The organism is uncultured Nitrospira sp. (assembly GCA_902500695.1).
Lineage (GTDB): Bacteria > Nitrospirota > Nitrospiria > Nitrospirales > UBA8639 > Nitrospira_E.
In genome coordinates this window covers 24,223-36,787 of record CABVRQ010000035.1, presented here as the reverse complement: position 1 = coordinate 36,787, position 12,565 = coordinate 24,223, and the positions used below count along the sequence as shown (strand labels likewise).

The 12,565-nt window shown below is 51.6% G+C and carries 14 protein-coding genes and 1 tRNA gene; all 15 read right to left on the bottom strand.

Going from position 1 to position 12,565, the window contains the following annotated elements:
• Positions 1–485, bottom strand: a 485-nt coding sequence (locus AAH187_RS10550; protein ID WP_342348421.1) for a hypothetical protein, incomplete at its 3' end; no start/stop codon positions are given.
• A gap of 62 nt (positions 486–547) precedes the next feature.
• Positions 548–624 (bottom strand) — tRNA-Ile (locus AAH187_RS10545).
• A gap of 90 nt (positions 625–714) precedes the next feature.
• Positions 715–2,541: a DNA primase gene (dnaG, locus tag AAH187_RS10540; RefSeq protein WP_342348420.1), complete on the bottom strand. Its 1,827-nt coding sequence runs from the start codon at positions 2,539–2,541 to the stop codon at positions 715–717.
• A 99-nt stretch (positions 2,542–2,640) separates the two neighbouring features.
• Complete coding sequence (locus tag AAH187_RS10535; protein WP_342348419.1) at positions 2,641–2,985, bottom strand: histidine triad nucleotide-binding protein; 345 nt, start codon at positions 2,983–2,985, stop codon at positions 2,641–2,643.
• Complete coding sequence (hisIE, locus tag AAH187_RS10530) at positions 2,978–3,673, bottom strand: bifunctional phosphoribosyl-AMP cyclohydrolase/phosphoribosyl-ATP diphosphatase HisIE (RefSeq protein ID WP_342348418.1); 696 nt, start codon at positions 3,671–3,673, stop codon at positions 2,978–2,980. The genes AAH187_RS10535 and hisIE overlap by 8 nt, the downstream gene beginning before the upstream one ends.
• Before the next feature lie 6 nt (positions 3,674–3,679).
• The gene (gene hisF / locus AAH187_RS10525; protein WP_342348417.1) at positions 3,680–4,477 is read right to left on the bottom strand and encodes an imidazole glycerol phosphate synthase subunit HisF; all 798 of its coding nucleotides are present in this window, start codon (positions 4,475–4,477) and stop codon (positions 3,680–3,682) included.
• A complete protein-coding gene (gene hisA / locus AAH187_RS10520; protein WP_342348416.1) occupies positions 4,471–5,217 on the bottom strand; it encodes a 1-(5-phosphoribosyl)-5-[(5-phosphoribosylamino)methylideneamino]imidazole-4-carboxamide isomerase in 747 nt (248 codons plus the stop codon). The genes hisF and hisA overlap by 7 nt, the downstream gene beginning before the upstream one ends.
• On the bottom strand, positions 5,217–6,014 hold the full coding sequence (locus AAH187_RS10515) for a hypothetical protein (RefSeq protein WP_342348415.1): 798 nt from the start codon (positions 6,012–6,014) through the stop codon (positions 5,217–5,219). Before AAH187_RS10515 ends, hisA begins: the two co-directional genes overlap by 1 nt.
• A 5-nt stretch (positions 6,015–6,019) precedes the next feature.
• A complete protein-coding gene (gene hisH / locus AAH187_RS10510; RefSeq protein WP_342348414.1) occupies positions 6,020–6,643 on the bottom strand; it encodes an imidazole glycerol phosphate synthase subunit HisH in 624 nt (207 codons plus the stop codon).
• Between the two features lie 45 nt (positions 6,644–6,688).
• Complete coding sequence (hisB, locus tag AAH187_RS10505) at positions 6,689–7,291, bottom strand: imidazoleglycerol-phosphate dehydratase HisB (protein WP_342348413.1); 603 nt, start codon at positions 7,289–7,291, stop codon at positions 6,689–6,691.
• Positions 7,288–8,571 carry a histidinol dehydrogenase gene (gene hisD, locus AAH187_RS10500; RefSeq protein ID WP_342348412.1) on the bottom strand — a complete coding sequence of 428 codons (1,284 nt, stop codon included), beginning with the start codon at positions 8,569–8,571 and terminating at the stop codon, positions 7,288–7,290. Before hisD ends, hisB begins: the two co-directional genes overlap by 4 nt.
• A complete protein-coding gene (gene hisG / locus AAH187_RS10495) occupies positions 8,568–9,230 on the bottom strand; it encodes an ATP phosphoribosyltransferase (RefSeq protein ID WP_342348411.1) in 663 nt (220 codons plus the stop codon). The genes hisD and hisG overlap by 4 nt, the downstream gene beginning before the upstream one ends.
• The gene (gene murA / locus AAH187_RS10490; RefSeq protein WP_342348410.1) at positions 9,227–10,486 is read right to left on the bottom strand and encodes a UDP-N-acetylglucosamine 1-carboxyvinyltransferase; all 1,260 of its coding nucleotides are present in this window, start codon (positions 10,484–10,486) and stop codon (positions 9,227–9,229) included. The genes hisG and murA overlap by 4 nt, the downstream gene beginning before the upstream one ends.
• 16 nt (positions 10,487–10,502) lie before the next feature.
• Positions 10,503–11,381, bottom strand: coding sequence for a peptide chain release factor N(5)-glutamine methyltransferase (gene prmC, locus AAH187_RS10485; RefSeq protein WP_342348409.1), 879 nt, complete (start codon positions 11,379–11,381; stop codon positions 10,503–10,505).
• Between the two features lie 68 nt (positions 11,382–11,449).
• Complete coding sequence (prfA, locus tag AAH187_RS10480; RefSeq protein WP_342348408.1) at positions 11,450–12,529, bottom strand: peptide chain release factor 1; 1,080 nt, start codon at positions 12,527–12,529, stop codon at positions 11,450–11,452.
• Positions 12,530–12,565 lie beyond the last annotated feature (36 nt).

Here is a 12,565-nt window from a genome sequence, read left to right as displayed (position 1 = left end):
CGATCCAAATCGGCTAACTCATTCGCCAAATTGGCAAAATGAGTCTCCAGCCTCGCCTTTTCGGTATCAAAAACTTTCTGGGCTTCGGTGGTTTGCTCTTCAAGCTCCTTGACGGCCTGCTCATTCTGTTCCACCCGCTCCATCATTTCCAGCACATTTTCCTCAATCGAATCTTTTTTCTTTCGAGCTAACTCAATTTCAAAGAGGTGCGCCTGATATTCCTTGTTCGTTTTTAACTCAGAGAGCCGATTTCTGATTTTCTGGAGTTGCTCTTCTTGAGTGGCGAGTTCCCGTTCTGAACTTCGTCGTTGTTTGACGAGAGATTCACCGGTATTTTTAAGGACTTGCAGCCTGGCGAGAATATCTTGAAGCGGAGATTCAGCGAATTTGAGAAGCTCTGGTGCCTTCCGCAACTGGTCTTGAATCTGAAAAATTCGAAGATCAAATTTTTGAAGATTAATCAGGTATTGCAACTGCAAATTCACAGAGTCCTCAATATCCTAAATCACGTTTGCCCGCCCGGTTACTCAAGTCCGGCCCTCTCTCATGGTGGGCCCACCAGGACTTGAACCTGGGACCAACTGATTATGAGTCAGCCGCTCTAACCAACTGAGCTATGGGCCCGAGAACATAAAGACGCACACACTCTTTTACCATAAATGACGCTCAGGAAAAACTACCCCTACGAATTTTATTCCCTCACAGGGTCTAAACTCATGGGGAAGCCGTTAATAAGGCCTTTTTCTGCCGAAGCACATTGGACTCCGCAACCAAAGCATCCACCAAGTCCTGGCGTCCCTCCCGTTGCGCAACCTTGAGTTGACTAATTACCTCGTCCATGAGGCGTTGGATCTGTTTTTCCTTTAAAACACGGAGACATCCGACGACATGAATGAACACTTCGTCACAATAATATTCCCCCACACTCAACCGGGAAATGACCGGTTCATAAGCCGGATCCTCACTGAATTCCGCATGCAGGGCATCGAGGTTTAAATTCCCTTCTTCATCCGTATGCTGAACAGCCTTGCCGAGAATATGGCGATACAGTGGGACAGTAAACGCACCCTCATCGAGTTGACGAATCTGATCCGGTTCCAGGCGACCTTGGAGTAATAACACAATAAGATCGCGTTCCTCAGGCTTGCCTTGCGGAATGGCCAGATTCGTGACAGGTTGTTCCTGTCGCGTAGCAGACGAGGCGGCATTCATCGGCCGGGAAAGCGTCGGAAGGCGTTTTCTAAGCAAATCCGGTCTGATACCCAATCGTTCCGAGACCACTTTCAGATATTCCTCTTTTTCAATGGGATTTTTGGTCTTATGAAGAATCGCAAGAATTTCATCAGCCCGCTTGACTCGATCTTGAATGGAATTCGTTTTGGTTTTGTTCAACACGGACATGATGGCAAAATCGAGTAAAGTCGCGGCCCTCCCCTCCAATTCCCGAAACGCCGGCACCCCGTTTTTCCGAATAAATGTGTCAGGGTCCTCACCAGCTGGTAGCAGGAGCACTCGGACTTCAATGCCGGAATTCATGAACAAATCAAGCGTCCGTAACGCAGCGCCGATCCCTGCGGCATCTCCATCAAACACGAGCATGACCGACGGGGCCAATCGGCGTAAAATCTGGACATGATCAGAGGTTAACGCCGTTCCCAAGGGTGCCACGGCATTCTCTATCCCGTTTTGGTGAAGCGCGATGACATCAAAATACCCTTCGACCAAATAAAACCTGCCGGAAGCGGTAGCTGATTGCCTGGCCTTGTCCATTCCATAGAGGGATCGCCCCTTAAAGAACAAGTCGGTTTCGGGTGAATTGAGATACTTGGGAGAGGCCCCATCTTCCAGGATCCGACCCCCAAATCCCAATACTTGTCCACGCGGATCAGCAATGGGAAACATCACCCGTCCACGAAATCGATCATACGTTGATATCCTAGTGCCATCCTCAGACACTTTCCGCGCCACCAATCCAGCCTGAATGAGTTCTTCTGGCTTGACGGACTGCTGTTCCAGCCATTTGGAAAGGCCATTCCATCCTTCTGGAACGAATCCCAACTGGAAGGTGTTCCAGGATTCCCTGGCAATCCCCCGCTGATCCAAATAATCTCGAGCGACTTGCCCTTCAGGAGTTTCCTGAAGATTGCGGTGATACCAGGAAGCCGCCAATTGATACACATGGAAATACCGCTCACGAGATAAGCCTGAAGTGGTCTTGGCCGCTGACTCCCGACGTTCAGGCAGGGCCACCCCTGTCCGTTGGCTCAACTCACGCAGAGCCTCCATGAAGTCCATGCCTTCCTGTTTCATCAAAAAGGTAAAGGCATCTCCTCCAACACTGCAACCAAAACAATAAAACATTTGTCGAACGGGGTTAACCGAAAATGAGGGGGATTTTTCTGAATGGAAGGGGCACAGCCCTTTAAAGTTTTGCCCCGCTTTGGATAGACTCACATATGTGGAAATGAGATCAATAATATCAATGCGATCTCGAATTTGCTGAAGAATCTCTGGAGGGACCCCTCGTTTTTCGCCGGTCATCTCACTTCTCACCACAGACTGTGTTAGGGACACATTACGAATTTCATTCCCTTCGGATACCAAATACTATCGGGACGCTTTTTCCCCGGCAAGCCACCTTTAACCTGGAGGCCACGCAAATGTCCGCCCACCCATGACGTGAAAGTGCAAATGAAAAACACTCTGCCCGGCTCCCGGTCCGGTATTCGCAACAACCCGATATCCGCTACCGGCAATTTCCCGCTGTCTGGCCATCTTGGCACAGACGACCATCAGGTGGCCTAATAAGGCCGCATCCGTCTCTTTCGTATCATCCAAAGACACCACGTGCCGCTTGGGAATCACCAACATATGCACGTGCGCTTGAGGATTGATATCGTTAAACACGAACGTGTGTTCATCCTCATACAGGGTGTCGGCGGGAATGGCCCCCTTCACGATTTGACAAAAAAGACAATCACTCATGAGTAGGGCCTCCTTCGAGCTGTCGAATTCCTGATTTGCCAAATCGCTTGCCAAGCTCTTGATAGATCTCTTCAGGAGGAATGGAAAAATGCCCGAGCATGATGAGGGTATGAAACCACAAATCAGCCATTTCATAAATAATTTCTTCCCGATCGCCATTTTTCCCGGCGAGCAGGACTTCGCCGGCTTCTTCCACCACCTTTTTCAAAATACGATCGAGGCCTCCCTCCATTAATTTCGACACATAGGAATCAGGACTCGGGTTGGCCTTCCGATCGCCGACCATTTCATACAGACGCCGGGTAATTCCGCCCCAGGCCGTACCGGAAAAGAGGGCTGCTTCCTCTTCAGAAGTCGAAGAAGGCATGGGAGAGAAAAAACATGACCGGTTTCCGGTATGACACGTCGGTCCAATGGGTTGGGCTTTCGCCAATATCGTATCCCGATCACAATCCACAAACATTTCCTTCAAGAGTAACTCATGGCCGGACGTCTCGCCTTTTTTCCATAACCGTTTCCGTGATCGACTCCAGAAATGAACCCGTTGGGATTCGCAAGTCGCTTCCCATGCTTGTTGGTTCATGAACCCCACCATTAACACCGTCCCATCCAACCAATCCTGCACAACACAGGGGAGCAATCCTTGTTCATCAAACTGCAATGGGATCATCGAAGAAACTTCACTCATGGGTCGTTATGAAATTGAAACCGGAACGGTTCCCGGACGCACAGGAATACCCTGTTGAGCCAAATACGATTTGGCTTGCCCGATTGAATACGTTTGAAAATGGAAGATCGATGCCGCCAACACCGCATCTGCCTTCCCCTTATGGAACGCCTCATACAGGTGCTGAAGCGTGCCAGCCCCTCCAGAAGCAATGACGGGAATGGAGACGGACTCGGAAATAGCCGCAGTTAAGGCTAAATCATAGCCGTCCTGCTGTCCGTCCTGATCCATGCTGGTCAGAAGAATTTCTCCAGCGCCATAGTCCCTCATCCGCTTCCCCCACTCAACGGCATCAAGGCCGGTCGAGTTCCGCCCTCCATGGGTAAACACTTCCCAACCGGGATCTCTCCCTTCACAGGTGGTCGCCCGTTTTGCATCAATCGCCACGACGATACATTGCGAACCAAAACGGTTGGCGGCGGATTTGACGAAGTCGGGATGCTCCACAGCCGCTGTATTAATGCTGACTTTATCCGCACCGGCCTCTAATAACCGGCGAATATCCTCAATGGTCCGGATCCCTCCTCCAACCGTGAGAGGCATAAACACCTGCTCCGCCGTCCGAATCACCACATCTAAAATCGTATCCCGCTTTTCATGAGAGGCGGTAATATCCAGAAAACACAGTTCGTCTGCACCTTCACGATCATACACCTGCGCCACGTGAACCGGATCCCCCGCATCACGCAAATTCACAAACGAGACCCCTTTCACCACGCGCCCGTCTTTGACATCCAGGCAGGGAATAATTCTCTTCGTCAGCATGATGTTCGAGACGCTTCTGCCGAGGCCACCATTTCAAGAGCCGCTTTCAAATCCAAGGTCCCTTCATACAAGGCCTTTCCAATAATGATTCCGGAAATCTTGCTTCCAAGGGCCTGAATGGTCTGCACATCCTTCAGTACCGTGACTCCCCCAGAGGCAATCACGGGGAACGGCGAGATATCCACGGCATCCCGTAAAGCTGAAATATTTGGTCCTGCCAACATGCCGTCCCGGGAAATATCCGTAAAGACCATGCCTCCCAAGGGTAAATCTTTTACTGATTCAAAGACCTGTTGTGGAGTCAGACTGGACACGGTCTTCCACCCATGCACCGCGACTAAACCCTGCTTGACATCAATCCCGATTAACACTTTAGAAGGAAACTCTTTAGCGGCTGCCGCCAGGAACTCAGCATCCTGCAATGCCGCTGTTCCAATCACCACCCGGTCGACCCCACAGGACAAGTAGGCACGAATCGTTGAAGTATTTCGGATGCCACCACCGACCTGCATAGGGATCGTTAACCGTTTGGTGATGGCTTCAATGTGGGAGAGGTGCTTGGGAATTCCAGTCACGGCCCCGTCTAAATCCACCACATGAAGGTAGCGTGCTCCAAGACTCTGCCAATGTTCCGCCATCGCCACCGGGTCATCGGAATAGCTGGTGACCTGCTCCATCTCGCCCTGGCGCAACCGGACACATTTCCCGTCCTTCAGATCAATTGCAGGAATCAATAGCATCAGGGAGATCCCTCTCTCAAGGACTGAGCAGAGCCAGTATCGGCCAAACCGACCGGAAAGGCCTTCATCACTTTTTCTACGCCCAGTTCGGCAAGTTTATCGGCAGTCACAAACCCTCCACCCTTTTCAAAAAACCCTACCACATCCTGGTTAAGAGGTTTTTGTTCTTCAAAAAATTCCCCAGTCCACAAGATGGTTCCATCCGAAGGCCTCACAAGATACACTTCAAACCCCACCGCCGCAGGGTTAGCCCCAAGGCGACTCCCTTCGCGTTCCCGGTATGTGCTAACGAGCCCCGTCAGAATTCCATCAACCTTTAATTGTGTCCCAACCTCTTGGGCCATGACCGACAATGACGGTTCACCTTTCTGGCTTCCCTTGCCTAACACGGCGAAGGACTCCTCGGGGCCAATCACCCGTAAGGAAGGCCGGTTGACCAACGCAGAGACCACCTGTGTCGTAATTCGATGTGCAGCCGTTGCGGGCACCACATAACGAACTTTTCTGGAATCTGTTCCATTCACCTGATCAGTTCCCGGCAATCGAAATTGTGTACGGATTTCTTCGGGATCCCTCACGCCTCCACGTGTCGAGCTATTCCCCCATTGAGGGGTTTTGATCGTCTGAAAAGGAAGGATGGCAAGACTGGTTATACGGGAGGGGTCAAATTCTGGAGCAGCCTGAATCTGAACTTTAGAGGGAACACAGCCCACGCCGAGACACCACCACCCGATCAGGCTGATGACAAAAAAACCGGCTGGCAACGGTATGGACCCTCCATTGATCGCAAGAGACATTCCTCTCATTGCCAATCACCAAAATTCTTCAAGACCTGCAACCCGACGGCCTGACTTTTCTCTGGATGCCATTGGGTGGCAAAGATATTGTCTTTCCAGACGCTACTGGCAAAGGGAATTCCATATTCGGTTTGAGTACTGACGAGACCATGATCCGCCGGTTCGACATAGTAGGAATGCACGAAATACACATAGGAATCGGAGGCAATCCCACGTAAAGGCGGAGCGTCCGTATTGACTTGAATCGTATTCCAGCCCATATGAGGAATCTTGAATAAGGTTTCCCCATCTTCAGTTGGTCGGGGAATCGCCTTCACCTTTCCGGCAAGGACTCCTAACCCTTTATGACATCCAAACTCTTCACTTTCCGAAAACAATAATTGATAGCCTAAACAAATGCCCAGAAATGGCTTTCCCGAGGCTATGGAACGGTGAATGACATCCGTCAGCTCAAAGCGAACCAGGTTGTCCATGCAATCCCCAAATGCACCCACACCCGGCAAGACCACATGACTGGCCTGGTCAATGACATGAAGGTCTCGAGTCACGACCGCTTCATGACCCCCATATTCAAACCCTTTCTGCACGCTCCGGAGGTTTCCCATCCCATAATCAATAATGGCGATCATGTCCTGCTCATTTCTCTTTCTAATCCGTCAGCGTGGTCACCCTATCTACAACGATCCTTTGGTGGAGAGGACTCCCTGAAGCCGCTCCTCTCGTTTGACGGCCTGGTCTAGGGCTTTGGCAAACGCTTTAAAAATCGCCTCCATAATGTGATGAGGATTTCTTCCGTAGGGCACATTCACATGAAGATTCAACCCTCCCTGGCTCACAAAAGCCTGAAAAAAATCTTCAAACAGCCCCAAATCAAACGTCTTAATATACCTCGTCGGAAGCGCCACATTGTACACGAGGTACGGCCGGCCACTCAGATCCACGGTCACCTGAGCCAAGGTTTCATCCAACGGCACCGCTGCCCACCCGAACCTCGAAATACCCTCTTTCGTGCCAAGGGCCTTGGTGAGGACTTGCCCCATGACAATGCCCACATCTTCGATCGTGTGATGGTCATCAATCTCGATATCACCCTTCGCTTCCACGGTTAGATCAAAAAATCCATGTTTGCCGAACAAATTCAACATGTGATCTAAAAACGGAATTGAGGTCTTAATCTGATTATTGCCGCTCCCGTCCAGGCCCCATTGCACCCGAATGGCCGTTTCTGCGGTCTTCCGTTCTTGAAATGCTGTTCTGTGAACAGATTGTTGATTCATATCCATCGACTCTCCATCGATCGCCCGTGTGCATCAAGGCCTTCCAGTTGAGATAGACGCAGCACCTGGGCATTGGCTTTGCGCAACGCGGCTTGCGAATAGGACACCACGTTGCTGGTTTTTATGTACTCATCGACACCCAAACACGAAAAAAATCTGGCGCTTCCCCCTGTCGGTAACACATGATTGGGCCCTGCCACATAATCCGCAACTGCGGGAGGGGTATAGCGCCCCACAAAAATGGCACCCGCATGCCGAATACGGGACACATAGTCTCCTGCCCGATCCACATTTAATGATAAATGCTCAGGCGCAATTCGATTGGCTAATTCAAATGCCCCATCAAATGTCCGCACAACAAATACCATTGCGTGGTTTTGAATGGCCCTGGACGCAATCGCCTGGCGTCCCAACTGTGCGAGTTGGCGGGTCACTTCCGTCACAACCCGTCTGGCAAGAGTCAGAGACGTCGTCACCAGATAGACACACGCTTCCTCATCATGCTCGGCTTCGCATAGGAGATCGGCCGCAACATGAAGGGGGTTACTGGCCGAATCGGCAATGACCAGCAATTCACTCGGACCCGCAATCATATCAATATCGACTTGGCCATAGACCAGGCGTTTGGCCGTAGCCACATACAAATTCCCAGGACCGACAATTTTATCGACGGGCTGAATCGTCGGGGTACCAAAGGCCATCGCCCCAATGGCTTGGGCTCCACCGACCCGATAGATTTCATCCACTCCTGCGACATCCGCCGCCACCAACAAGGCGGGATGGATGATGCCGGTCGGGGTCGGCGTACACATGACGACTCGCTCCACACCAGCCACTTTCGCGGGGATGGCATTCATCAGCACCGATGATGGATACAGGGCTTTTCCGCCTGGAACATACACACCCACACTATCTAACGGCGTGATCCGTTGGCCCAATTGTATCCCCTGTTGATGATAGACCCAGGATTTCCTGCGTTGTCGACGATGAAAAGTCCGAATACGGTTCCCAGCATATTTCAATGCTTTAATATCTGAGGACGGAAGCTCACCGTATGCACGTTCGATCTCTTTCGCCGTCACACGAAGACCGTCAGCACTGATTCGGACGTGATCGAATTTCCAGGTCAATCGCTGGAGCGCCTGATCGCCCTCTTGCCGAACAGCATCCAAAATTGTCCTGACTACTTTTTCAACCTTGGTGTTTTGCTGAGCTGCCCGCTGGCATACACGATTCACCGCCTGCGAAAACCCCTGGTCCTTGTGGGAAACAATTTTCATACGTGGACCTTTTTGGAACGGGAACGGGAAAGAATTTTCTTCACCCGGGCAATCAGTTCTGTAATTACAGCATGTTTCATTTTTAAGCTCGCCCGGTTCACAATCAATCGGGCAGATGACCAGGCGATGACTTCATCCTCTACCAGATTATTGGCCTTCAAGGTGTTTCCGGTCTCCACAAGATCGACAATCCGATCGGCTAACCCCACCAATGGGGCCAACTCGATCGACCCGTAAAGCTTAATCAATTCCACAGGCAAACCTTGTTGGTTAAAATAACGTTCAGTGATCGTGGGATATTTGGTGGCCACCCGAAGCTTGGAAGACATCCGCTGCACAAGCTGTGGCCCGTTCGGCCTGGCGACCACCAGCCGACAGACTCCCAAGTTCAAGTCAACCGGTTCATAGACATCCGGGCTCTGCTCCAACAACACATCTTTACCAACCACACCTAAATCGGCGGCGCCATATTCGACATAGGTCGGCACATCGCTTGGGCGAACAATTAAGACCCGATGCCCGTGCTCCGGGAATTCCAAAATTAATCGACGGTCATCCGCTCGCACATGATATCCCGTATAGCCTGCCTGCCGGAACAATTCAAGAGTCGGATCAAGAAGTTTACCTTTGGAAAGGGCAATGGTAATCACGTCGCTCATGCCACCTCGCGAACGCGCTCAATCTTCGCGCCCAGGGCCTGAAATTTTTCTTCCAGCCGCTCATAGCCGCGGTCTAAATGATAGACTCGGGACACGGTCGTTTCGCCGTCAGCGGCCAAACCAGCCAACACCAAGCCGGCGCTGGCGCGCAAATCCGAGGCCATGACGGGTGCACCGGTGAGCAACGGCACACCTTTGACCACGGCATGTGGCCCATCAATCTCAATCGACGCGCCCATCCGGTGAAGTTCCGGGACATGCAGAAACCGCCCTTCAAAAATGGTTTCAGAAATCACGCTTACGCCTTCTGCCACCGACATCAACGCCATCATTTGGGCCTGGAGATCGGTCGGGAAGCCTGGATAGGGAAGAGTTTTAATTTCCACCGCTTTGAGCGGACCGGAACGGCGGATTCGTACGCCGTCATGGCTTTCGGTTAACTCCGCACCCATTTCCTGTATTTTTTTCAGGACGCTGCCTAAGTGATCCGTCATACATCCCTTCACCATCACATCCCCACCGGTAATGGCTCCGGCCATCAAATAGGTGCCGGCTTCAACTCGATCTGGGATCACCCAATGCCCTGCGCCATGAAGTTCCTTCACCCCTTCAATCGTAATGGTGTCCGTTCCCATCCCATGAATTTTGGCGCCCCGCTTGGTTAAGAATGCACAGAGATCCGTGATTTCCGGTTCCCGCGCGACATTATGCAAACTCGTGGTCCCTTCCGCCAGACAAGCCGCCATGATCAGGTTTTCCGTGCCCGTGACCGTCGGGAAATCCAGGTCAATCCTTGCCCCTTTGAGACGACCGGCTTTTGCATGGATATATCCATGCTCCACTTGAATTTCCGCACCCATCATCTCCAATCCTTTAAGGTGAAGATTGACCGGTCTGGTGCCGATCGCACATCCGCCCGGCAGAGAAACCTTGGCTTCTCCCAGCCGAGCGAGTAAAGGGCCTAAGGCTAAAATAGAGGCTCTCATCGTTTTGACTAAATCATACGGCGCTTCAATCGATTGCACCTGAGCCGCATCCAGTCTGACCCTGTCGCCTTCCTCTTGAACCGTCACTCCCAACAAGGCCAGTAATTTTCCCATCGTCATTACATCACGAACGTGTGGAACATGGTCGATTACGCATTCCCCACCCCCTAACAACGTCGCTGCCAAAATTGGCAGGGCGGCATTCTTGGCTCCGCCGATTTCAACGGACCCCTTTAAAGGCAATCCTCCCGTGATTCGAATTTGATCCATTTATAATATTCCGTGTCTATACAAGGCGCTGTTGCACGCACACCACTCGTGGAATGCCTTGGGAATCAGGCCGGACCTTTACAATCTTAAACGCATTCGTGAGGGAAGGATCCCGGCACAGAAGGTCAGCCTGACCAACTCCCACTTCCATGAGGATAAATCCCTTTGAGGAGATAAGTCCTGGCGATTCATCCAATAACCGCCGGTACACATCGAGTCCATCCGGCCCTCCATCCAACGCCAGCCGTGGTTCAAAATCTTTGACATCCGGAGAAAGGTGTTCCCATTCCACATGGGAGATATACGGCAGGTTAGCAATAATGGCGGTCACTTTACCTGCTAAATTTTCGGATAACAAGTGGGAAAGCAGGTCACCGGCCACCCACAGAATTCGTTGCGCAACCCCATGACGCATGGCATTGACCTTCGCAAGATGCAGCGCCGGAACTGACTTGTCTGATGCGATAATCACCGCTCCAGGAAGGTTGACCGCCAGACTGATCGCCAGACATCCAGAGCCCGTCCCGACATCCAGAATCACCGGCCGCGCGTCAGTCCCCAGAAACCCAATAGCCTCCTCCACCAGCAATTCTGTCTCCGGTCTTGGAATAAGCACCCCGGATTGTACGAGAAAATCCAGACCAAAAAAATCTTGAGTTCCCAATACATACTGAAGTGGTTCATGTAACGCACGGCGCTGAAACAAGGCGACAGCCCGCTGACAGACTTCCGCATCAACGGGAGCATCTGGATTCGCATGCAGTTGCAGTCGCGTAATACCAAGGGCATCCTCAAGAATCCACAGGGCTTCATTGCGGGCATTGGCAATCCCCGCTTGAGTCAGCGTCTCAACCGCACCACGATATAACTGTGTAAAGGAAGTGAAGGGGGGCATCTGAGCCTCAAAAAGCGCACATGCGTTGAACAGTCGGAGGAGACGGACAGGGGGTTACACGAAAGGCATCATTGGGCTTTAAGGCCCGCGATTAACCCATCAAGGTCGCCTTCCATCACCCGATCCAATTTGTGCAACGTCAGTCCAATTCGATGGTCGGTCACGCGATTTTGTGGAAAATTATACGTGCGGATTTTCTCACTCCGTTCCCCTGTCCCGACTTGGGAACGGCGTTGTTGAGCAATGGAGGCTTCCTGTTTTTCGCGCTCGGCATCGCCAATTCGTGTCCGAAGGGTTCTCATGGCCTTCGTTCGATTTTTTAGCTGTGATCGCTCGTCCTGACAAGTCACCACAACTCCCGTCGGGATATGAGTGATCCGGATCGCGGAATAGGTCGTATTGACACTCTGTCCACCAGCCCCTGATGAACAATAGGTGTCAATCCGTAAATCTTTCGGATCAATGTGCACCTCCACTTCTTCAACCTCCGGCATCACCGCGACCGTGGCAGTGGACGTATGAATTCGTCCATTCGCCTCTGTCGTGGGAACCCGCTGCACCCGATGCACGCCACTTTCATACTTGAAATGTCCAAAGGCTCCCTTGCCTTCAACCAGCAATACTGCCTCTTTGATCCCCCCAAGACCCGTTTCCTGAAATTCCATCAATTCGACCCGTAACGCCTTAGCTTCGGCAAACTTCGTGTACATACGAAGGAGATCTCCGGCAAAAAGTGCCGCCTCACTTCCCCCGGTCCCTGCGCGAATTTCAATGAACGAATTTTTATTATCCCCTTCATCCGCCGGGCAGAGCAATTCAATGACTTGGGCCTCCATGGCTTCGCGTTGACTTTCCAGGCTCTGCAATTCCTCCCCCGCCAAACGACGCATGTCGGGATCCAATTGCAGATCTTCGGTCATCAGCCGGGCCTGAGCAATCTCCTCGACGACCCGTCGGTACCCAGCAAACAACTGCGCAATGGGCTCAAGCTCCGCCCGCTCTTTATTGAGCGCAACCAGAAGGGTTGATTGAGACAGGACAGCCGGATCCGATAACTGATCGTTGAGGGTGTCATACTTATTCGCAATGGCCTCCCATTTGCTAAATAATCCACCCTCTTTCAGCTCTGCTTTAGTAACCGGTGGCATATACGTAGTTTAACAGGAAATCAAATAACTCAACAG

Bases quoted from the DNA above. Each gene is read 5' to 3' on its own strand.
- hisIE (WP_342348418.1), bottom strand. From the start codon at position 3,673: ATGAGTGAAGTTTCTTCGATGATCCCATTGCAGTTTGATGAACAAGGA.
- AAH187_RS10535 (WP_342348419.1), bottom strand. From the start codon at position 2,985: ATGAGTGATTGTCTTTTTTGTCAAATCGTGAAGGGGGCCATTCCCGCC.
- murA (WP_342348410.1), bottom strand. From the start codon at position 10,486: ATGGATCAAATTCGAATCACGGGAGGATTGCCTTTAAAGGGGTCCGTT.
- prmC (WP_342348409.1), bottom strand. From the start codon at position 11,381: ATGCCCCCCTTCACTTCCTTTACACAGTTATATCGTGGTGCGGTTGAG.
- hisF (WP_342348417.1), bottom strand. From the start codon at position 4,477: ATGCTGACGAAGAGAATTATTCCCTGCCTGGATGTCAAAGACGGGCGC.
- prfA (WP_342348408.1), bottom strand. From the start codon at position 12,529: ATGCCACCGGTTACTAAAGCAGAGCTGAAAGAGGGTGGATTATTTAGC.
- AAH187_RS10515 (WP_342348415.1), bottom strand. From the start codon at position 6,014: ATGTCTCTTGCGATCAATGGAGGGTCCATACCGTTGCCAGCCGGTTTT.
- hisH (WP_342348414.1), bottom strand. From the start codon at position 6,643: ATGATCGCCATTATTGATTATGGGATGGGAAACCTCCGGAGCGTGCAG.
- hisB (WP_342348413.1), bottom strand. From the start codon at position 7,291: ATGAATCAACAATCTGTTCACAGAACAGCATTTCAAGAACGGAAGACC.
- hisA (WP_342348416.1), bottom strand. From the start codon at position 5,217: ATGCTATTGATTCCTGCAATTGATCTGAAGGACGGGAAATGTGTCCGG.
- hisD (WP_342348412.1), bottom strand. From the start codon at position 8,571: ATGAAAATTGTTTCCCACAAGGACCAGGGGTTTTCGCAGGCGGTGAAT.
- dnaG (WP_342348420.1), bottom strand. From the start codon at position 2,541: ATGACCGGCGAAAAACGAGGGGTCCCTCCAGAGATTCTTCAGCAAATT.
- hisG (WP_342348411.1), bottom strand. From the start codon at position 9,230: ATGAGCGACGTGATTACCATTGCCCTTTCCAAAGGTAAACTTCTTGAT.